Source organism: Sphingomonas sp. G5 (genome assembly GCF_052660795.1).
Window position 1 is genome coordinate 2849228 of the sequence record NZ_CP109660.1, and the last position, 18532, is coordinate 2867759.

The window sequence follows — 18532 nt, forward strand, 5'->3', positions numbered from 1 at the left end:
GTGGCGTGCGGGTGGAGCGGTTAGCCTTGAGCCTATGCGTGTCCACGTCGCCGATCACCCGCTCATCACCCACAAGCTCACGGTGCTGCGTGACGTGCAGACCTCGTCTCCGGTCTTCCGCCAGCTCACCGAGGAGCTCGTGACGCTCCTCGCATACGAGGCGACCCGCAACGTACGCGTCGACCCGGTCGAGATCCAGACCCCGGTCACCACGACCACGGGCGTGAAGATCAGCGAGCCCCGCCCGATCGTCGTGCCGATCCTGCGTGCCGGCCTCGGCATGCTCGAGGGCATGGTGAAGCTCCTCCCCACCGCCGAGGTCGGCTTCCTCGGCATGGTGCGCGACGAAGAGACCTTCGAGCCGACGACCTACGCCGAGCGCCTGCCCGACGACCTCAGCGACCGCCAGTGCTTCGTGCTCGATCCCATGCTCGCGACCGGCGGCTCGCTCGGCGCGGCCATCAAGTTCCTCTTCGCGCGTGGGGCGCAGGACGTCACCGCGATCTGCCTGCTGGGCGCGCCCGAGGGCGTCGCGGCGATCGAGAAGCAGGTCGAGGGCCACGACGTCACCCTCGTGCTCGGTGCCGTCGACGAGCGCCTCAACGAGAAGGGCTACATCGTGCCCGGTCTCGGTGACGCGGGCGACCGCCTCTACGGCACGGCCTGATCGCCCACCAGTCGAGCGAATCCACTGAGCCGCGCGACCCCCTCGGGGGTCCGCGGCAGATCGTCGAGCAGGGCCGGCGAGTACACCACGTAGGCGGCTTGCATCGCGCGCGAGATCGCGACGTTGATGCGGTTTCGCAGCAGCAGGAACTCCAGCCCGCGCGGCGCCTCCCGGCCCGATGACGCGGCGAGCGTCAGGATCGCGACGACCGCCTCCTTGCCCTGGAACCGATCGACCGTACCGACCGGCACGTCGGCGAAGCCCGCGGCGGCCAGAGCTTCTTCGACGGCGACCTGCTGAGCGTTGTACGGGGTGATGACGATGATGTCATCTGCCCGCAGCGCGCGGGGTTCGAGCACGGCGGCGGAATCTCCGGCTCCCCCCTCGGCGCCCGTCCACTCGCGTCCGACGAGTTCGGACACCACGCGCGCAACCTCGGCGGCCTCTTCGTGCGAGAACGTCGAGTTGCCACTGTGCCGCACCGGAACGACGTGCAGGCCGGGCTCGACGCCGTCGAGACGACGCAGGGCGGTGGAGGGGTGCGCAGCGAGACGCCCCTCGTACGACAGCCGTGACACCGGCTCGGCGATGGCGGGATGCATGCGGCGCGTGCGGGCGAGGAAGTAGCCGAACTCCTCCGGCACGACCTCGGCGCCGTCGATGATCCAGCCGAGGGCCGAGGTGTCGACGGGCTCGGGGTGCGTGCCCTGGCTCACCTGCGGCAGCTGCTGCGGGTCGCCCAGCAGAAGCAGACGCTGGGCCGCGAGCGACACGGCGATCGTGGAGGCGAGCGAGAACTGTCCTGCCTCGTCGATGACGAGGAGGTCGAGACTCCCGCGCGGGATGCGCGCCTCGTGGCTGAAGTCCCACGCGGTCCCCCCGACGACGAAGCCGGTCGAGACGTTCTCGGCGGTGAACGCCGCGACGCCGTTCTTGGGAAGCACGGTGAAGGCATGCGGGGCGCTCGGGTCTTTCGGAGCCTTTCCGACCCGGGATGCCGGCACACCGGCCGCGATCACCTGATCGAGCATGTGCTCGATGGTCGCGTGGGATTGCGCCACGACCCCGATGCGATATCCGCGCTCGGCGACCAGGCGTGCGATCACGTGCGAACCCACGTAGGTCTTTCCCGTACCGGGAGGGCCCTGGACGGCGAGGTAGCTGCGATCGAGGTCGGCGACGCTGCGAGCGATGGCGGTGACCTCGTCGTCGCCGGTTGCTCCGTCGACGCTCGTGACCGGCGAGAGAGACCCCGACAGCGTGCGCGGAGGGATGCGGCGCAGGATGTCGGCGGCGGCTCCCTCGGGGATGCGCGGAGCGGCCGCGAGGACCGCATCGGCCCACGCGTCGATCGCCTTCTGTTGATTGCCCGCGCGCGGAGGCGCGGGCGGGGTGAGCGCGAGCGGCAGATCGTCCCAGGTCGCGCCGTCGGCGGCGGTCTCTTCGACGATGGCCCCGTCGTCGAGCACCTCGCGCACGGTGACCCGGCGCGCGCCGTGGATCCATCGAGGGCGCGTCTCGAGCGGAAAGGGCGCGGGAAGGTCGTAGACCGCGTAGGGCTCACCGTCGACGCTGAGGCGCGTTCCGGGGGCGACCTCACCGCGGAGCTCGACGAGGCGACGCTGCGATCCGCGGCCCGACTCGGGGAAATGCCAGTCTTCGACCACCCGCGAGCGCTCAGCGTCGATCACGACGACATCGCGGGTCTCCTCCCACACCGAGAGCGGTTCGCGCAGACGCAAAAAGTGCGTCGCCCAGTAGGTCTTCTCTTCGCGGGGGTAGTAGTCGATGGCGGCCGCAGCGAGGCGGAGCGCGGTCGCGTCCGCTCCGATCGCACCGGGGTCGGCGGGACGGGGGTCGGCGGCACCGGGAGCGGTCGCCTCGGCCGCCCACCTCTGCAGAGCGGTCGCTCGGGGGGACGGTTCGTAGACCTGCTCGTCGGGCTCAGCCCCGGGCGAGGGCACGGCTCCCGACTCCCGAGCGCGATCGACGAGCCAGTCACGCAAGCGCCGCGTCGAGACGCAGTCGTAGCGGTTGTAGTCGGCGAGGTCGTCGAGCACGTGCTGTGCGGCGACCGAATCGCCGTCGGCGGCGAGCGCACGGGCCTCGACGTACTTCACGATCGAGTCGTCGCCGCGCTGCACGTCGCTCGTACGCACCTCGTCGCCCATGTACAGGGGCTCGAGCTTCTTGATCGAGTACGAACGGGACCCCACCCGCAGCGCCCTCCGGACGACGGGGTACAGATCGACGAAGACACCGTCGCGCAGAAGCCGATCGACGTCGGCCTCGCGGACGCCGTATCGGGCGGCCATCGCGAGCAGGTGCGTCGGTTCGTAGGGGGCGTAGTGGTAGATGTGCATGCCCGGGTACTGCTGGCGGCGCAGCGCGACCATGTCGAGGAAACGCTCGAGCGCGACCCGCTCTTCGTCGAAGGTGTGCGCCCAGAGGGCTCCATAGCTCTCTCGGGTGTCGACCCACCCGAAGAGGTAGTCGATGCCCCAGTGCGTGCCGACACCCTCGGTGTAGAGCGGATCGCCCTCGAAATCGAAGAAGAGGTCGCCGTGGTCGGGCCGAGGCAGCACGCCGAGCGACTTCGGCGCGACGACCTCGAACGTCGGCACGGCGTGAGCGGTCGCGTCAGCGCCCGGGACCCCGGCGGGGCTCTCGAGTTGCAGGCGCGCCTGTGTGCGCAGCGACGCGAAAGTGTCGGCGCTCATGGCCGCGGGCGGTGCGGACGCAGCCGCCAATCGGTCGATCGTCTCGATGCCACCCGCGCGCAGTCGATCGCGCTGGACGGGCCGCATGCCCGCGACGAGCAACAGGTCGCGGTGGGCGACGACCTCGAGCTCGCACGTGGCGCACCGGCCGCACGCGATGACGCCGAGATCGCCGCGCGAATCGCCCCACGCGATCACGGGACCGGCGACACCGAGGTCGACCCGGCGGTCGGCGATCAGGGCGCGCAGACGCTCGCGGCGCAGGCCGAAGACGGGGAGCAGATCGTCGACGCGATGCGTGCTCGTCGACCCGTCGCCGAGCAGCAGCTGCACCTCGTCGGAGCGCGGTACGCCGAGACGATCGAGCTGATCGACGTAGGCGGCGAGCTGCATGAGCGCCGTCACGCGCGCCCGGCGCGCGAGCTTGGTGTCTTGCACGATCCACCGGCGCGTTCCGTCGGACGACGTCTCCGGTTCACGCACGAGGAAGTCGGCGAACCCGACGAACTCGTCGGTGGCGAAAGCGGCCTGGTAGACCACCTCGACGGACGGGTCGGCGAGCGCCTCGTCGGTGAGGCGCACCGCCTCGGCGAGCGCCTCGGCATCGGACGATCGCGCCGCGGGGATCTCGCGCACCGCCGCGCCGAAGCGGGCGCGGTCGGCGGCGAGCACACGCAGTTCGTGCGCGGTCCCCAAGCGGGCCGCGCGCTCGAGGGTGGCGTCCTCGGGATCGTCGACGGGGGCGATACGCCCGATCTTCGCGTCGATGGCGCGCAGCCACGCGAACTCGCACTCCGCCGCCGCCTTGAGGTCGCTGGCGCTCCAGACGATCCGCCCGTTCTGCTCGATGTACCGCATGGTGTTCCACGCTAATCGGGGCCACCGACATCGGCTGCCGCCGGTCCACAGGCAGGTCGCTCCCGCAACCGGGCTGCACGGTGTCCGAGGGTGCTGACAGACTGAGGGGGTGATCACCGATCTGCCGTTCGAGAACGTGTACCGGCACGGGTTCGCGCGCGTCGCCGCGTGCACGATCCCCGTCGCGGTCGCAGACCCCGCCACGAACGCCGATGCCGTGCTCGACTCGGCGCGCGCCTGCGACGCCGAGGGGGTCGCCGTCGCGGTCTTCCCCGAGCTGTGTCTGACCGGCTATGCCATCGACGACCTCGTCATGCAGGATCCCCTCCTCGACGCCGTCGAGACGGCCCTCGAGCGCCTGGTGCTGGCATCCGCAGACCTCCTCCCGATGCTGCTCGTCGGGGCGCCGCTGCGCCACGGCAACCGCCTGTTCAACTGCGCGGTCATGATCCACCGCGGCCGAGTGCTGGGCGTCGCCCCGAAGGCGTATCTGCCCACCTACCGGGAGTTCTACGAGCATCGCTGGTACGCCCGCGGAGACGATCAGGCCGGCCAGCACATCCGCGTCGCGGGCGAGACCGTGCCGTTCGGCCCCGACCTCCTCTTCGAGGCGGTCGACGTGCCCGGTCTGACGGTGCACGCCGAGGTCTGCGAAGACGTGTGGGTACCGATCCCGCCCTCGTCCGGAGCAGCGCTGGCCGGGGCGACCGTGCTCGCGAACCTGTCGGGCAGCCCCATCACGATCGGGCGCGCCGACGACCGCAACCTGCTCTCGCAGTCGCAGTCGATGCGGTGCCTCGCCGCCTACGTCTACGCGGCCGCGGGCCAGGGCGAGTCGACCAACGACGTCTCGTGGGACGGCCAGACCATGATCTACGAGGGCGGGCAGTTGCTCGCCACGACCGAGCGTTTCCCCGACGGACCGCGGCGCAGTGTCGCCGACGTCGATCTCGACCGACTCCGTCAGGATCGCCTGCGTCAGGGCACGTTCGACGACAACCGCCGCACGACGGCCCCCGCGTTCCGCTCGGTGACGTTCGAGCTCGCCCCGCCCGCGATCGACCTCGGCCTGCGCCGCGCCGTCGATCGCTTCCCGTTCGTCCCCGACGACCCCGCCCGCCTCGCCCAGGACTGCTACGAGGCGTTCAACATCCAAGTGTCGGGCCTTGTGCAACGCCTGCAGGCGATCGGCAACCCGCGGCCCGTGCTCGGAGTGAGTGGCGGACTCGATTCCACGCACGCCCTGCTCGTCATCGCGCGCGCCATGGACCGGATGGGGCGTCCGCGCAGCGACATCCTCACCTACACGCTTCCCGGCTTCGCGACGAGCGAGAAGACCAAGGGCAACGCCATCGCGTTGGCGAAGGCGGTCGGCGCCTCGATCGAAGAGATCGACATCCGCCCCGCGGCGACCGAGATGCTCTCGCGCATGGGGCACCCTTTCGCTTCGGGACAACCCGTGCACGACGTCACCTTCGAGAACGTGCAGGCGGGCCTGCGCACCGACTACCTCTTCCGCCTCGCCAATCAGAACGGCGGGATCGTCGTCGGCACGGGCGATCTGTCGGAGATCGCGCTCGGGTGGTCCACCTACGGCGTGGGTGATCAGATGAGCCACTATTCGGTGAATCCCGGGGTGCCCAAGACGCTCATCCAGCACCTCATCCGGTGGGTGATCTCGTCGGGGGAGCTCAGCGACGACACCGTGCAGGTTCTGCAGGCCGTCCTCGACACCGAGATCAGCCCCGAGCTGGTTCCGGCGGGGCAGGACGGCCGGATGCAGTCCACCGAAGACCGCATCGGCCCCTACAACCTTCACGACTTCACGCTCTACCACGTGCTGCGGTTCGGCTTCCGACCGTCGAAGATCGCCTTCCTCGCGGCGCACGCCTGGCAGGATCCAGATGCCGGTGCCTGGCCTCCCGGCTACCCCGAGGGAGGGCGTCCGACGTACGACCTCGTCACGGTGGCGAAATGGCTCGAGGTGTTCCTCACGCGCTTCTTCGGGTTCGCGCAGTTCAAGCGCTCCGCGACTCCGAACGGGCCGAAGGTGTCGCCCGCGGGGTCGCTCTCGCCGCGCGGCGATTGGCGCGCCCCCTCGGACGGCAACGCGCGGGTGTGGCTCGCCGACCTGCACGCGGCCGTGCCGCAGGCCTTCCGCGGCGACTGAGTCACGGCATCCGGTCGCGGTCCTCTCGGCGCCTCGCGGCGCGGGTCACCACCCCATCGAGCCGGGGACGCCCTTGAACGGACCGGCGAGATCGCTCGTGACCCAGCCGCCGTAGAAGCCGCCCGGCTGGGGCTGGACCGTCTCGCCGCCCAGGACGACACGATCCATGGGGCCCGCGTAGACGGCGACGCGGTCTTCGAGCAGCTCGTACCCCGGCATGGGGTGCGGGTAATTCCAGGCTGCCCGAGGTGCGACCGCTCCCCCGCCGCCGTGCACGTCGAAGTATCGAGCGCCGCCCTTGAACTCGCAGAACGAGGCGCCCTCGCCGAGGGTCAGGGCATCGCCGAACGCGGCGATCGGCACGTAGTAGACGGGCGGGTGGCTGGTCTCGAGTACCCTCACGACGTCGTCCGTGTCGGCGATGCGCACGCCGCCGAAATCGATCTGCACGCGCTTGCGAACGCGCTCCACCTGTGGAGGACGAGGGTAATCCCACACGGATTCCTGGCCGGGGAGGACGGGGTCGGGTACGGGGCGTGGCATGCGCCCACGGTACGCCGCGATCCGCATACTCGGGCGATTCCCCGCCTATCGGCTCAGGAGGCGCACAGCTTTTCGGTAGCCTGGAGCGGAGGGGGCACCGTGAGCGAACACCAGACCACGCCGGTCAGCCGGCGCTATCGCGTCTACCAGATCATCGGCATCGTGCTGGCTCTGCTCTTCCTCGCCCTCGGCGTCATCGCCTACCTCGCCGGCGGAGGACCCATCATCGCCGCCATCGCCGTCATCGGAGGTCTCGCCGTGCTCATCGTCTCGATCATCACGATGGTGCGCTCGTGAGCGCCCCCGAGACCCCGGGTGGCTCCGACGGGAAGAAGAAGTACCCCGCGGGCACCGTCGTCATCTGGATCGCCGGGGCGGGCATTGGCCTGTGGCTGCTCGTCAGCGGACTGATCGGCATCCTCTCCGGAGGCAGCTGAACCCGCGCGTCGCGGGAATGTCCTCGAGTCGTCGTCGTTGACCCTCACGTCAACGATTTCGATAGGAAGGGCATCATGACGCGTATCGGACGCAGCGACCTCGACATCCTCCCCCTCTCCCTGGGCGGCAACGTCTTCGGCTGGACCGCCGACCGCGAGACCTCGTTCGCGGTTCTCGACGCCTTCCACTCCGGGGGCGGGAACTTCATCGACACCGCCGACGCGTACAGCGCCTGGGTGCCCGGCAACTCGGGCGGTGAGAGCGAGACCCTCATCGGCGAGTGGCTGGCCTCCCGCAAGCCCGAGAACGTCGTCGTGGCCACGAAGGTCAGCCAGCACCCCGAGTTCCGTGGGCTGAGCGCGACGAACATCCGCGCCGCCGCGGAAGCCTCGCTCACGCGTCTCGGCGTCGACTCGATCGACCTGTACTACGCCCACTTCGACGACGCGGAGACGCCTCTCGAAGAGACCGTCGCCGGTTTCGCCGACCTCGTGCGCGACGGACTCGTGCGGTACGTGGCGGTATCGAACTACACCGCGGCGCGCATCCGCGAGTGGATCTCGTTGGCCGAAGCATCGGGAGCCGACCTCCCGGTCGCTGTCCAGCCGCACTACAACCTCGTGCACCGCACCGAGGTCGAGAGCGAGATCGTGCCCGTGGCCGAGCAGCACGGCATGTCACTCGTGCCCTATTACGCGCTCGCGAGCGGATTCCTCACCGGCAAGTACCGTTCGTCGGATGCCACCGGCACCTCGCCCCGGGCGGAAGGCGCCGCGAAGCTGGCCACTCCGGCCGGACTGGCGCTGATCGACGCGCTCGAAGAGGTCGGCGACGCGCACGGTGCCTCAATCGCGACCACGGCCCTCGCGTGGCTGCGTGCCCAGCCGACCGTCGCCGCTCCCATCGCGAGCGCCTCGAAGGTGGAGCAGGTCGCGGACCTTCTCGCCAGCGCCTCTCTCGAGCTGACGGCCGACGAGGTCGCGCACCTGTCGTCGGTGTCGGAGGCCGCCCAGGGCTGAGGAGGGCGGGATGCGCGGGTACAGCCCACGCCTTTGCTCCCTCGACCTAGGAACGCCCGCCGTACGGGGATCCGCGTGCAGCGTGTTCCCCCCCTACGGCGGGCGTTCCTCGCGGTGGGACTCGCTGCGTCGACACCCGCAGTGGGCGAGAATGAGGACGTGAAGCTCCTCGTTGCCGCCCATGCGTCCGAACTGATCGCCTTCGAGGCGGAGATCCCCGGTTTCGAGCGTCTGCTCACCGGCGTCGGAAAGATCCCCGCCGCCTACGCGCTGACGCGGGCTCTGTGCGAGGGAGACTACGACGAAATCGTTGTCGTCGGCACGGCGGGAGCGATCGACGATGACGTCGAGGGCGGTATCTACGACATCGCTGCAGCGATCCAGCACGACGTGAAGGGCCTGGACGGCACATTCGGAGAGCATGTGTCGCTTCCGTCCCGCGTCGAGACCGGCTCCGAAGGCATGGTCATCGCGACCGGAGACCACTTCGTCGACGACGCAGAAGCCGTGCGCCTCATTCGCGGCCTCGGTGCCCGCCTGGTCGACATGGAGTCGTACGCGTTGATCTGGGTCGCGCAGCAGTTCGGCGTGCCCATCCGCATCCTGCGCGCCGTCTCGGACCGGGCACAGGACGGCGCCACCGAACTGTGGGACGACGTCGTCGAACGGTGCAGCCACGAGTTGCGCGCCGAAATCCGCGCCCGCTACGGCGTCTGATTCCGCTCCGGGGATCGCGCGCGCCTAGGGTGTCTGCGACCCCGATCGCGCGCGACCCGCGAGATCGGTGACGCCGACGACGAGCGCGAGCGCGAGGAAGATGCCCACCGTGATCATGCCCGACGCGTAGGCATCGTGGTAGAGCACGGCCGCGTCGTCGACGCTGGCCTGCTCGCGATAGACCGTCGCATAGAACAGAGCGAGGGCGATGGCCGTGCCGACCGCGGTGCCGATGCGTTGCCCCAGTTGCCCCACGGATCCCGCGACACCGCCGCTCTTCACGGGGATCTCGGCGAGGGTGAGCGTCTGGTTGGGCGAGATGACGAGACCGCCCGCAAAGCCGCCGAAGGTCATGACGGCGGCCATCGCCCACGGGGTCCATTCCGGGGGCGTGAAGAGAGCGGCCAGGACGAGGCCCCCGGCGGTGACGACCATGCCCACAATGCCCCAGACCACCAGCGGGCGCCCGAGTCTGGTGACGAGGTTTCCGCCGATCCACGAACTCCACGCGGATGCGACGGCGAAACCGATCGTGACCATCCCGGCGAACACCGGCTCGAGGCCCAGACCGCCCTGCAGGAAGAGCGTCCCGAGCAGGAACATGGCGGGGACCGCGGAGAAATAAGCGGTCGAGATGAGCACGCCGTTGCGATACGACGAGAACGAGAAGATCGCGAACGGCATGAGCGGCATCCGTCCCCGCTCTGCATAGCGGCGCTCCCAGAACACGAACCCCGCGGCGAAGATCACGGACGCCACCAGGAACCACCAACGGTGCGGGTTGTCGTCCGGGCTCCCCGTGGTGAACAGGAACGGCCACATGAGCGACAGGATCGTCAGCGCGAAGAGCACCACACCGACCGGATCGAGATCGAGCTTGCGGTGCGACCTGGTCCGCGTGTCGGGTAACAGCCACGCCGCCAGGGCGATGACGATGGCGACGAGCGGGACGTTGATCCAGAAGATGAGGCGCCAGCCGTCGGTGTCTCCGCCCAGGGCGATGAGCAGACCGCCCAGTGTGGGGCCGAAGGCCGTCGCGATGCCGATCGTCGCACCGAACAGGCCGAACGCGCGGCCTCGCTCCTTGCCCTGGAACAGCTGCTGCACGAGACCGAGAACCTGAGGCATCTGAATGCCGGCGGCGACGCCCTGCAGCAGGCGCGCGACGAGGAGCACGGTCGTGTTCGGGGCGAGAGCGCACGCCAGGCTCGTGACGAGGAACAGCGAGAGCCCGACGAGGAACAGCATGCGTCGCGAACGGAGATCTCCCAAGCGTCCGGCCGGGACGAGCACCAGCCCGAAGGTGAGGATGTATCCCGAGACCACGAGCTGCAGCTCGGTCGGACCGGCATTCAGCGCCGCCTCGATCGAGGGGAGCGCGACGTTGACCTTGGTGAGGTCGAGGATCGTCAACGCGGCGACCGCGACCGCCACCCAGTAGGCGCGCCACCGGTGCTTCGGTGACAGCACAATGTCGCGGGTGGGGGGATGGGCGGAATCCGTGGGCGCGGAAGATGGAGGAGTCATCGCTGCCGACGGTACTCCGGGGCTCGGACACCCGATCCGGGGTTGCGCGGCGGGGCGCGATGACCTCGGGACGAACGCGTCAGTCGGCGTCTCGGCGCGCGAAGACCGCGCGCAGCACGAAGAAGACGATGAGCGCGACGACCGCGACGGCGAGGAGGCGGAAGACGAACGCGATGAGCGAGAACAGGATGTTCACCAGAACCCACGCGATGATCACGGCGACGACGACGCCGAGGATGGTCCACAGGGTGCTCTTGCGCATATGCCCAGCCTAGAGCGGAAGGCTGGCAGATGACCCGGCCCGGGCTTCTCCCCCTGGGCCTGCCGTCCGGCGAAGCGGCCCCTCTCAGGCCATCAGCGCCGGGGCGTCCTGTCGGATCACGCTCGGTCCCCTGGGCGTGGCCGTGACGTGCAGCTGCGCGGGGAGCTGGTCTTTCATCGCCGCGACGTGGCTGATGACGCCGACCGTTCGCCCACCCTGCCGCAGTTCGTCGAGAGTCCGCATGGCGAGGTCGAGCGTGTCGTCGTCGAGCGAGCCGAAGCCCTCGTCGATGAAGAGCGTATCGAGCCGGATGCCGCCCGCTCGCGCCGTCACCACCTCGGCGAGGCCGAGGGCCAGCGCGAGGGAGGTGAGGAACGTCTCACCGCCCGACAGCGACTGCGGGGGCCGGCTCTGCCCCGTGAACGCGTCGACCACCTCCAGCCCGAGTCCGCTCGCCGCTCCGCGGGCGGCCAGGGCGTCGGTGTGCTGAAGACGGTAGCGACCGGACGACATGTCGTCGAGGCGCAGGTTGGCCGCTGCCACGATCTCTTCGAGCTCGGCGGCGAGCACGAAGGTCTCGAGGGTCATGCGACGTGTGTTCGGCGCACGCCCGGCGACGGTATCGGCAAGTCGAGCGATGACGGCGTGCTCGTCGGAAAGCGCCGCCACAGCCGCGTGAGCGTCGTCGGCGCGCTGGGCGAGCCCTCTCAGCCGATCCGCGAGAACCCGAGCGGACGAATGCGCAGCGGTGGTCTGCTGGACGACCTCGCGGGCGCGGGCGACGGCCTCGGCGTACGGGGCGGGGTCGACGGGGTCATCGGGTGCATCGACGAGGAGGAGCTCGAGCTCGAGCAGCCGTTGGCGAACCGAGGCTCTCGCCGCATCGTGTTCGGCGATGGCGGTATCGAGGCGACGGCGATCGGCTGCCGGCCGGAGCGCCCGGATCACGGCGTCGACGTCGGCGAAGGAGCTCTCGCCCACGCGCGACGCGACGGTGTCCGCCGCCTCGAGCTCGTGCGCGGCCGCCGCCTCGACCGCGTCTCTTGCCGCGACCAGCTCGCGCACCGCATCTCGCCGGGAACGCAGATCGCTCTGGCGAGCGGTCACGCTGTCGAAGTCTCCCCGCGCGGCGGTCACCTCGCTACGCAGACCCGTCACCCTCTGCTCGGCCAGAGCGAGATCCTGTCGCGTGCTCGCGAGCCTGCTCGTAAATGCGTCGATACGCGAGGCGACCGCCGCATCGAGGTCGGCCACGCGCGCCCGTTCCGCGTGGAGGCTCTCGCGCTCGGCGACCTCGGCCGAGGCCGCCGCGAGCGCCTCATCGGCCTGAGCCAACCTCTCCTCGAGGGCTTCGACGCTTTCTCCCCCCGCCAGGGCTGCGGCGAGCGCGTGAGCGTCACGCGCGACGCGAGCAGCGTCGGAGGCGAGTCGGTCCTGCTCGACCGCCGCGTTCTTGCGGTCTTCTGCGGCGGTGATCTCGTCATCGGTCACGGGCTCTTCGTCGCCGCGAGCGGGAGCGGGGTGCTCCCGTGCACCGCACACGGCACACGGCTCTCCGTCGACGAGGTCATGGGCCAGCTCGACGGCCGCGCCTGCGAGTCGGCGACGCAGGAGGCTGGTCCACGAGTCGACGGCGCGCTGTACCTCGTCGGCGCGCACCAGGGATGCGAGATCGGCCTGATCGCGTTCGTCTTGCAGCTGCGCCGCACGGCGCGCGGCCTGCACGCGGCGAACCAGGTCGTCGCGTGCGCTCGTCGCGGTGGTCTTGCGGGTCTCGGCGCCGGCGAGCTGTTCGAGGCGCTCGTCGAGAGCACGCAGGGCCTCGGGAACCTCGGCTCGTCCCTCGACGAGAGCATCGCGATCGGCGGCGGTCCGGGCGACCAGGGTCGTGAGCCGATCGAGCTCAGCCTCGAGGACGTCGAGCTCGGCTTCGGCGCTCAGGGCGGACTGTCCCCGCGCGAGCAGCGCGGTGAGCTCGTCGTCGCGGGCGACGAGAACGGCCCGATCGAGGGCGGCTCCGCCGGGAGGGGCGGGGTTCGCCGTCGTGTCCGTCGAGGGTCCGACGGCGGCGCCCGCGCTACGCGGTTCCCCGAGCAGACCGGCCTTCTCTTTCGCCGTGTCGGCGGCGTCCACGGCGGATGCGAGCGCCTTCCGTGCGATCTCGGCCGCATCGATCGCGGCCCGCATCGTCTCGGCCTCGGCCGCGCAGCGCGACTCCTCGCGCGCGGCGGTGATGCGCGCATCGTCCGCCTCGAGAACCGCCAGACGGTCCCGCAGTCGCGATCGATCCTGCTGGCGTTCATGGAGCGTGGCCGCTTCCCGCTGAGCGGCCAGGGCCCGATCGAGTCGCGCATCGCTGTCGTCGCGCTCTCGCGCGGCGGTCTCGACGCGATAGTCGGCGCGTTCCACGGCTCGAACGACGAGGGCCAGCCGTTCGCTCACGCTGACGGGTGCACCTGCCGGGGTCTCGACGACCTCGGCGGCGGCGAGGTCGTCTTCGGGATCGAGTTCGCCGGCAAGACGCTCCGCCTCGTCGAGAAGCGTCGTCACCTCGACGCCCTCGGCAGCGAGACGTTGCGCCGCGCTCTTGCGACGCTCGTCGAGGTCGGCCGCGTACTGCTCGAAGGAGCGCGTCCCGAACAGCGTTCGCAGCAGGCTCAGGCGCTCGTCGTTCTTGGCGAGCAGGAACCGTGCGAACCGGTTTTGCGCGAGCAGGATGACCTGCAGGAACTGCTGCTGGGTCAGGCCCAGGATCTCGTCGAGGCGCGCGGCGACGTCGACGGGCCGTGCGGCCACTCCGGTCCAGCCCTCGGGGGCGAGGATCTCGAGGAGGGCGCGGTGCGGTTCCTTCGTCGTCCCCCCACCGCGCCGTTTCGGACGTTCGAACTCGGGCGAGCGGGTGATGCGCCACCGCTCCCCCTCCGCGCTGAACTCGAGCGTGACGCGCGTGGGGTCGTCGGGTCCGCAGTGGTCGCTGCGCAACCGGCGGTCGGCGCCGTCGTATCGCGGCACGCCTCCGTAGAGGGCGTAGCAGACACCGTCGAGCACGCTCGATTTACCGGCGCCCGTGCGCCCCGTGATGAGGAAGATGCCGTCTGGCGTGAACGCGTCGAAGTCGACCGTCTGCGCCTCGAGGAACGGACCGAACCCTTCGAGGACGAGGCTGTGGAGTTTCATGCGTTCGCCTCCGCGACGGACCGCGCGTCGAGCACGTCACGGATGAGCGCACGTTCGGCTTCGGACGCCCCCTCTCCTTCACGGACGTGAGCAAGGAACGTATCGACGATCTCGGCGTCGTCGCGTGCGGCGCGCACACGTCCCGCGTACCCGGCGCCGTCGTCGGCTTGCGTCTCGGCGGGCAGATGGACCACCGTCGCGCACCAGGGGAAGCGCGACTGCAGTCGCCGCATCGGATCGGGCTGAGGCGTGGAATCGGTGTACTCGGCGCGCACCCAGTGCTCGTCGTGGCCTGCGAAGCGCTCGTCGGTGAGCAGCTCGTCGAGGCGGGCGCGAAGCGTCACGAGCGGACGGGGCACCGGCAGATCGAGCCAGGTCACGTCGGCCAGCCCCTCGGCGTCGAGGTCGACCAGCCACGAACCACGGGGTTTTCCTGCCTCGCCGAAGCTGTAGTGCACCGGGGCGCCGGCGTAACGGACGCGATCGGACAACTGCTGACGACCGTGGATGTGGCCGAGGGCGACGTAGTCGGGCCCGTCGAACGCGGGGAGCGGGACGACGTCGAGGCCGCCCTGTCGGATCTCGCGTTCGACTCCCGGGGTGGCATCGACCCCCGCGGCGAAGCAGTGCGCCGCGACCACCGAACGCCCGCCGCGTTCGCCGAGGTCGGCGCGGACGAGGTCGAGCGCGTGCTGCATCGTCTGCGCCTGGCTGCGCAGCTCGACGCCGTCCCAGAGGTGGCGAACGATGGCGGGCTCGAGGTACGGGATGCCGTAGATGTGCACGGGACCGTCCTCGTCGTCGACGGTCACCGGGGTGCCGACGGAACGGGGATCGGTGACGACCGTGATCTCCTTCCGAAGGAGAGCGGACTGGAAACCGAGGCGGGCGGCGGAATCGTGGTTGCCGCTCGTGACGACGACCCGTGCGCCGGCATCGGCGAGCGCCGCCAAAGTGGACGAGAGGACCGGGTAGCAGGCCGCGGAGGGGGCAGCGGAGTCGAAGACGTCGCCCGCGACGATCACCACGTCGACCGCATGCTCGCGGACCTGCGTGACGAGGGCTTCGAGGACGCTGCCCAGTGCGTCGAGCGTCGAGTGCCCGTGGAAGGAGCGCCCGATGTGCCAGTCGGAGGTGTGCAGGATCCGCATGCAGACACGGTACGTCGCCCCTCCGACATCGGCTCGCAGCAAACGCCCGACCACGCTCCCCGCAGACGCGAAAACGCCCCACCGCCGGGTGTTCCCGGGGCGAGGCGCTACCGCTGGGTCAGGAGCCGGCGACCTCGGCGGCCAGTGCCCGGATACGGTCGTCGCCCAGGTCGAGACCGATGTCGAGGAAGCGCTGGCGCAGCACGTCGGCGATCCGCTCCTCGCTCTTGTCTCCGACGTCGGCACGCGTCTGCACGACGACGCCCTGGATACGGGCAGTGTCGTCGGTCGCATGCATGTCCATCGCCGGTTCCGACTGCTCGTCGGGGTGCGAGAGCTTACGGTCCTGGTGGACAGCGCCGCCCACCGAGTCCGCCGCGTCGGCGCCGCCGCCGGGGCCGTTGCTGGGCTGGGGCGCCCGGGTGTCATCCGACATGTCAGTCCTCCGTGCTCAGATCGGGGTCGATGCCCTGGCTGGCGGCATCCCCCTCGATGGGGTCCGAGGGCTCCGCGTCGTTCAGTCGCGGCGAGCCCTTCGCGTGCTCGTTCTGTTCTGCGGTCTCGCCGTCTGCGACGGCGCCACTCTCCCAGCCACCGGCGGGGTCGGCGTCGATGACGCCCTCGGGCAGGTCGCGGTCGTCTGTCATGACTTCCCCTTTCTCCGGGTACAGCTTCGTCTCACCGGCATCCGACCCGGCAGGGGTTGACGACCGCTCACGGGCTGCGTAGGCGCCGGACTCAGCCCGCGGGGCGCTGGTGCAGCAGGCCCGCGCGCTCGGGGTGCGACTCGAACCACTCCCCCACGTACCAGCAGACGGGCAAGATCTCACGGTCGCCCGCCGCCTCGATCGCATCGACCGCCCGCTCGGTGATCACGGCCGCGTACCCGTGGCCGCGGAAGGTGGGGATGGTGAACGCGCGCGTGAGAGCGACGGTGCGTCCGTCGTCGCGGTAGTCGAGCACGGAGACGAGGTCGTCTCCGTTGTGCAGGGTGTAGCGGGACGCGGTCTTATCGTCGGCGAAAAGCAGATCGGCCATGGTCGAGAGGCTACGCCGATGACGACCCCCTGGCTCTGTTCGCGCAGATTGCACGGTCCGAGGCCCCAGGAAGCCACCCGATCTGAGCAGGATGCTCCATACTCGAGCACCTCGTGCGATTTGACGAAGTCCGACGTCCTGCGTCATAATCCCCCCATGACTCTCAACGCGCGTTCTCTGTCCGCCCGGGAGGCGAACAGGACTGCCGGCATGATGATGCCCGGCCGCGTTGCGATGTGTTGTCGAATGTGCCGCTAACAGCGACCCTCGCTCGGACCACCTCGGTTTCTGAACACCGACGTCGTCTCCGGTCGTCTGACGTCCGCGTCGATCACGCGTACCCCGACAACCGCACTCCGGCCCCTCGGCCTCTACCTCCCGTCGAACCCCGCTCTCGTTGACGCCCGGGTTCACACACCCAAGGACTTTCTCCTCATGTCGATCTCCGCCGTTCTCGACCGCCCCGCGACCACCGCCGTCCGTCCCGCCACTCCCCGCGCCACGGCGGGAGTGACGAGCGCCGCCCCCGCGGCACGTCCTGCCGCGCCCGCGACGACCGCCCCGCGCGGATTCGCCCTCTACGTCGGCATCGACGAGGCCAAGGCCGCCGCCGCGGGCGTCAGCCTCGGCACTCTCGTCGAGGCTCTGCGCCGCACCCTCGGCGAATTGGCCCCTGCCGCCGAGACCTACGCCACCGTCGCCCTCGCCCCCGTCGGCTCAGGCGGCCGCGATGTCGATGTCGTGCGCCTCGCGCTGCACGAGCCGTCCGCCGTCGCCCGCACGAAGGACGAGCCCGCTGAGGAAGATCGCGCGCCCGGCGGTGTCGTGGTCGACATCTCACGCAAGCGCGTCCTCATCGACGGCGAATCGGCCGCCTTCACGTTCAAGGAATTCGAGCTGCTGCAGTACCTCGTGCTCCGTGAGGGTCGCACGATCGAGCGCACCGAGCTCGTGGCATCACTCTGGGAGGGCTCGACCGACGACGAAGCCCCGGGTGAGCGCACCATCGACGTGCACGTGCGCCGTCTGCGGGCGAAGCTCGGCGTGTACGAGGACATCGTGCGCACCGTGCGCGGCGTCGGGTATCGCTTCGACCGTCACGCCGACGTGTCGATCCGCTACGGCCACGGAACCCCTTCGCCCGACCGCTTCTGAGCGGCGGCTCGACCGATCGGCCGCGATCGCCCCGGATGCCGCGTTGTCGGTGGGGCGACGTAGGGTGTCGGCATGAGATCGACCGGGGTGCGCGCGCGGCAGATACCGCGCGAGCTCGCCGCCTCGGTCGAGAAGCCGATGGAGTCCGAGTACCGACCGACGGTTGCCACGGACGTCGGTCGTGCCGTCCTCGCTCAGCGGCACGGCCGCAACGACCCGACATTCACCGTGTCGGCGCCCCTGTCGGCGGGAGGCATCGTCTGGCGGGCCAGCCGCACCCCGCTGGGCGTCGCGACCCTCGCCCTGAGACAGAGCGCGGCCGGTACCGTCCGGGCCGCGGCCTGGGGACCGGGCGCCGAGTGGGCCCTCGACCAGGTGCCGGCCTTGTGCGGCCGCGATGACGATACGGACGGCTTCGACGCGTCGCGGCATCCCTCCGTCTCCGAGTGGCACCGCCGGCACCCCGACCTGCGCATCGGCCGCACCGACCTCGTCTTCGACGCGCTCGTCAGCGCGATCATGGAGCAGAAGGTCACGAGCATGCAGGCCTTCTCCGCGTGGCGGAGCATCGTCACCTGGTACGGCGAGCGCGCACCCGGGCCGACCCCGCGCCCGATGTTCGCCCCACCGACCGTCGACGGCTGGCGTCTCATCCCCTCGTGGGCGTGGCATCGCGCAGGTCTCGAGCCGCCGCAGTCCCGCACGATCGTCGAGACGTCCCGTCGAGGCGCCTCGATCGTGCGCGCGGCGAGCACGGCCGCCGACGGCGAGGCCCGCGACCGCGTCTTCATCAGCCTCCGCGGCGTGGGCATCTGGACGAGTGCCGAGACGCGCATCCGCGCTTTCGGCGATCCGGATGCCGTGAGCGTCGGCGACTACCACCTCGCTCACCAAGTCGGTTTCGCGCTCACCGGGCACCGTACCGATGATGACGGCATGCTCGAGTTGCTCGAGCCCTTCTCTGGACACCGCCAGCGCGTCATCCGTCTCATCTACGCCGGCTCCGCACTCGAGCCGCGCCGCGGCCCCCGACTCCATCCCGAAGACCACCGAGACCGCTGAGCGAGCTCACCGTGCCGGTGACAGTCTC

Annotated in this window: 17 protein-coding genes; 8 read left to right on the forward strand and 9 right to left on the reverse strand. The window is 70.3% G+C overall.

Going from position 1 to position 18532, the window contains the following annotated elements; translation table 11 throughout:
* Positions 1 to 34: 34 nt before the first annotated feature.
* Positions 35 to 667 (forward strand): uracil phosphoribosyltransferase, encoded by a 633-nt coding sequence (gene upp / locus NE358_RS13735; RefSeq protein WP_103205842.1) that lies wholly within the window; start codon positions 35 to 37, stop codon positions 665 to 667.
* Here the strand turns inward: upp and NE358_RS13740 are convergent.
* A complete protein-coding gene (locus tag NE358_RS13740; RefSeq protein ID WP_103205841.1) occupies positions 652 to 4245 on the reverse strand; it encodes a TM0106 family RecB-like putative nuclease in 3594 nt (1197 codons plus the stop codon). The genes upp and NE358_RS13740 overlap by 16 nt on opposite strands.
* Before the next feature lie 109 nt (positions 4246 to 4354).
* Between NE358_RS13740 and NE358_RS13745 the strand changes: the two genes are divergently transcribed.
* Positions 4355 to 6415, forward strand: a complete 2061-nt coding sequence (locus tag NE358_RS13745) for an NAD(+) synthase (RefSeq protein WP_103205840.1) — start codon at positions 4355 to 4357, stop codon at positions 6413 to 6415.
* 45 nt (positions 6416 to 6460) lie between these two features.
* Here the strand turns inward: NE358_RS13745 and NE358_RS13750 are convergent, their stop codons facing one another.
* Positions 6461 to 6958 carry a DUF427 domain-containing protein gene (locus tag NE358_RS13750; RefSeq protein WP_289939396.1) on the reverse strand — a complete coding sequence of 166 codons (498 nt, stop codon included), beginning with the start codon at positions 6956 to 6958 and terminating at the stop codon, positions 6461 to 6463.
* 99 nt (positions 6959 to 7057) lie between these two features.
* Here NE358_RS13750 and NE358_RS13755 point away from each other — a divergent pair, with 99 nt between their 5' ends.
* The 4 genes from NE358_RS13755 (at position 7058) to NE358_RS13770 (ending at position 9132) form a co-directional block, all read left to right on the forward strand.
* Complete coding sequence (locus NE358_RS13755; protein ID WP_103205839.1) at positions 7058 to 7255, forward strand: hypothetical protein; 198 nt, start codon at positions 7058 to 7060, stop codon at positions 7253 to 7255.
* Complete coding sequence (locus NE358_RS13760; protein WP_170210685.1) at positions 7252 to 7395, forward strand: hypothetical protein; 144 nt, start codon at positions 7252 to 7254, stop codon at positions 7393 to 7395. The genes NE358_RS13755 and NE358_RS13760 overlap by 4 nt, the downstream gene beginning before the upstream one ends.
* Positions 7396 to 7470: 75 nt before the next feature.
* Positions 7471 to 8415 carry an aldo/keto reductase gene (locus tag NE358_RS13765; RefSeq protein ID WP_289939402.1) on the forward strand — a complete coding sequence of 315 codons (945 nt, stop codon included), beginning with the start codon at positions 7471 to 7473 and terminating at the stop codon, positions 8413 to 8415.
* Positions 8416 to 8574: 159 nt separating this feature from the next.
* Positions 8575 to 9132 carry a phosphorylase family protein gene (locus NE358_RS13770; protein ID WP_103206406.1) on the forward strand — a complete coding sequence of 186 codons (558 nt, stop codon included), beginning with the start codon at positions 8575 to 8577 and terminating at the stop codon, positions 9130 to 9132.
* 24 nt (positions 9133 to 9156) lie between these two features.
* Here the strand turns inward: NE358_RS13770 and NE358_RS13775 are convergent, their stop codons facing one another.
* From NE358_RS13775 to NE358_RS13805, 7 genes are all read right to left on the reverse strand, one after another.
* Positions 9157 to 10659: an MFS transporter gene (locus tag NE358_RS13775; protein WP_246078262.1), complete on the reverse strand. Its 1503-nt coding sequence runs from the start codon at positions 10657 to 10659 to the stop codon at positions 9157 to 9159.
* Between the two features lie 79 nt (positions 10660 to 10738).
* Positions 10739 to 10921, reverse strand: coding sequence for a hypothetical protein (locus NE358_RS13780; RefSeq protein WP_103205837.1), 183 nt, complete (start codon positions 10919 to 10921; stop codon positions 10739 to 10741).
* A gap of 84 nt (positions 10922 to 11005) precedes the next feature.
* Complete coding sequence (locus NE358_RS13785; protein ID WP_103205836.1) at positions 11006 to 14098, reverse strand: AAA family ATPase; 3093 nt, start codon at positions 14096 to 14098, stop codon at positions 11006 to 11008.
* Positions 14095 to 15249: an exonuclease SbcCD subunit D gene (locus tag NE358_RS13790; protein ID WP_289939411.1), complete on the reverse strand. Its 1155-nt coding sequence runs from the start codon at positions 15247 to 15249 to the stop codon at positions 14095 to 14097. Before NE358_RS13790 ends, NE358_RS13785 begins: the two co-directional genes overlap by 4 nt.
* A gap of 118 nt (positions 15250 to 15367) precedes the next feature.
* A complete protein-coding gene (locus tag NE358_RS13795) occupies positions 15368 to 15685 on the reverse strand; it encodes a hypothetical protein (protein WP_289939412.1) in 318 nt (105 codons plus the stop codon).
* Position 15686: 1 nt separating this feature from the next.
* Entirely contained in the window at positions 15687 to 15896 is a 210-nt protein-coding gene (locus NE358_RS13800) for a hypothetical protein (protein WP_103205833.1), read from the reverse strand.
* Positions 15897 to 15987: 91 nt separating this feature from the next.
* Positions 15988 to 16287: a GNAT family N-acetyltransferase gene (locus NE358_RS13805; protein WP_116239305.1), complete on the reverse strand. Its 300-nt coding sequence runs from the start codon at positions 16285 to 16287 to the stop codon at positions 15988 to 15990.
* A gap of 435 nt (positions 16288 to 16722) precedes the next feature.
* On the opposite strand from NE358_RS13805, the gene NE358_RS13810 reads away from it, so the two are divergent.
* On the forward strand, positions 16723 to 17442 hold the full coding sequence (locus NE358_RS13810; protein ID WP_116239306.1) for a winged helix-turn-helix domain-containing protein: 720 nt from the start codon (positions 16723 to 16725) through the stop codon (positions 17440 to 17442).
* A gap of 72 nt (positions 17443 to 17514) precedes the next feature.
* Positions 17515 to 18504: a DNA-3-methyladenine glycosylase family protein gene (locus NE358_RS13815; RefSeq protein ID WP_289939416.1), complete on the forward strand. Its 990-nt coding sequence runs from the start codon at positions 17515 to 17517 to the stop codon at positions 18502 to 18504.
* Positions 18505 to 18532 lie beyond the last annotated feature (28 nt).

Coding starts and splice junctions, on each gene's coding strand:
- NE358_RS13810 (WP_116239306.1), top strand. CDS start 16,723: ATGTCGATCTCCGCCGTTCTCGACCGCCCCGCGACCACCGCCGTCCGT.
- NE358_RS13790 (WP_289939411.1), bottom strand. CDS start 15,249: ATGCGGATCCTGCACACCTCCGACTGGCACATCGGGCGCTCCTTCCAC.
- upp (WP_103205842.1), top strand. CDS start 35: ATGCGTGTCCACGTCGCCGATCACCCGCTCATCACCCACAAGCTCACG.
- NE358_RS13780 (WP_103205837.1), bottom strand. CDS start 10,921: ATGCGCAAGAGCACCCTGTGGACCATCCTCGGCGTCGTCGTCGCCGTG.
- NE358_RS13805 (WP_116239305.1), bottom strand. CDS start 16,287: ATGGCCGATCTGCTTTTCGCCGACGATAAGACCGCGTCCCGCTACACC.
- NE358_RS13815 (WP_289939416.1), top strand. CDS start 17,515: ATGAGATCGACCGGGGTGCGCGCGCGGCAGATACCGCGCGAGCTCGCC.
- NE358_RS13775 (WP_246078262.1), bottom strand. CDS start 10,659: ATGACTCCTCCATCTTCCGCGCCCACGGATTCCGCCCATCCCCCCACC.
- NE358_RS13800 (WP_103205833.1), bottom strand. CDS start 15,896: ATGACAGACGACCGCGACCTGCCCGAGGGCGTCATCGACGCCGACCCC.
- NE358_RS13785 (WP_103205836.1), bottom strand. CDS start 14,098: ATGAAACTCCACAGCCTCGTCCTCGAAGGGTTCGGTCCGTTCCTCGAG.
- NE358_RS13795 (WP_289939412.1), bottom strand. CDS start 15,685: ATGTCGGATGACACCCGGGCGCCCCAGCCCAGCAACGGCCCCGGCGGC.
- NE358_RS13750 (WP_289939396.1), bottom strand. CDS start 6,958: ATGCCACGCCCCGTACCCGACCCCGTCCTCCCCGGCCAGGAATCCGTG.
- NE358_RS13740 (WP_103205841.1), bottom strand. CDS start 4,245: ATGCGGTACATCGAGCAGAACGGGCGGATCGTCTGGAGCGCCAGCGAC.
- NE358_RS13765 (WP_289939402.1), top strand. CDS start 7,471: ATGACGCGTATCGGACGCAGCGACCTCGACATCCTCCCCCTCTCCCTG.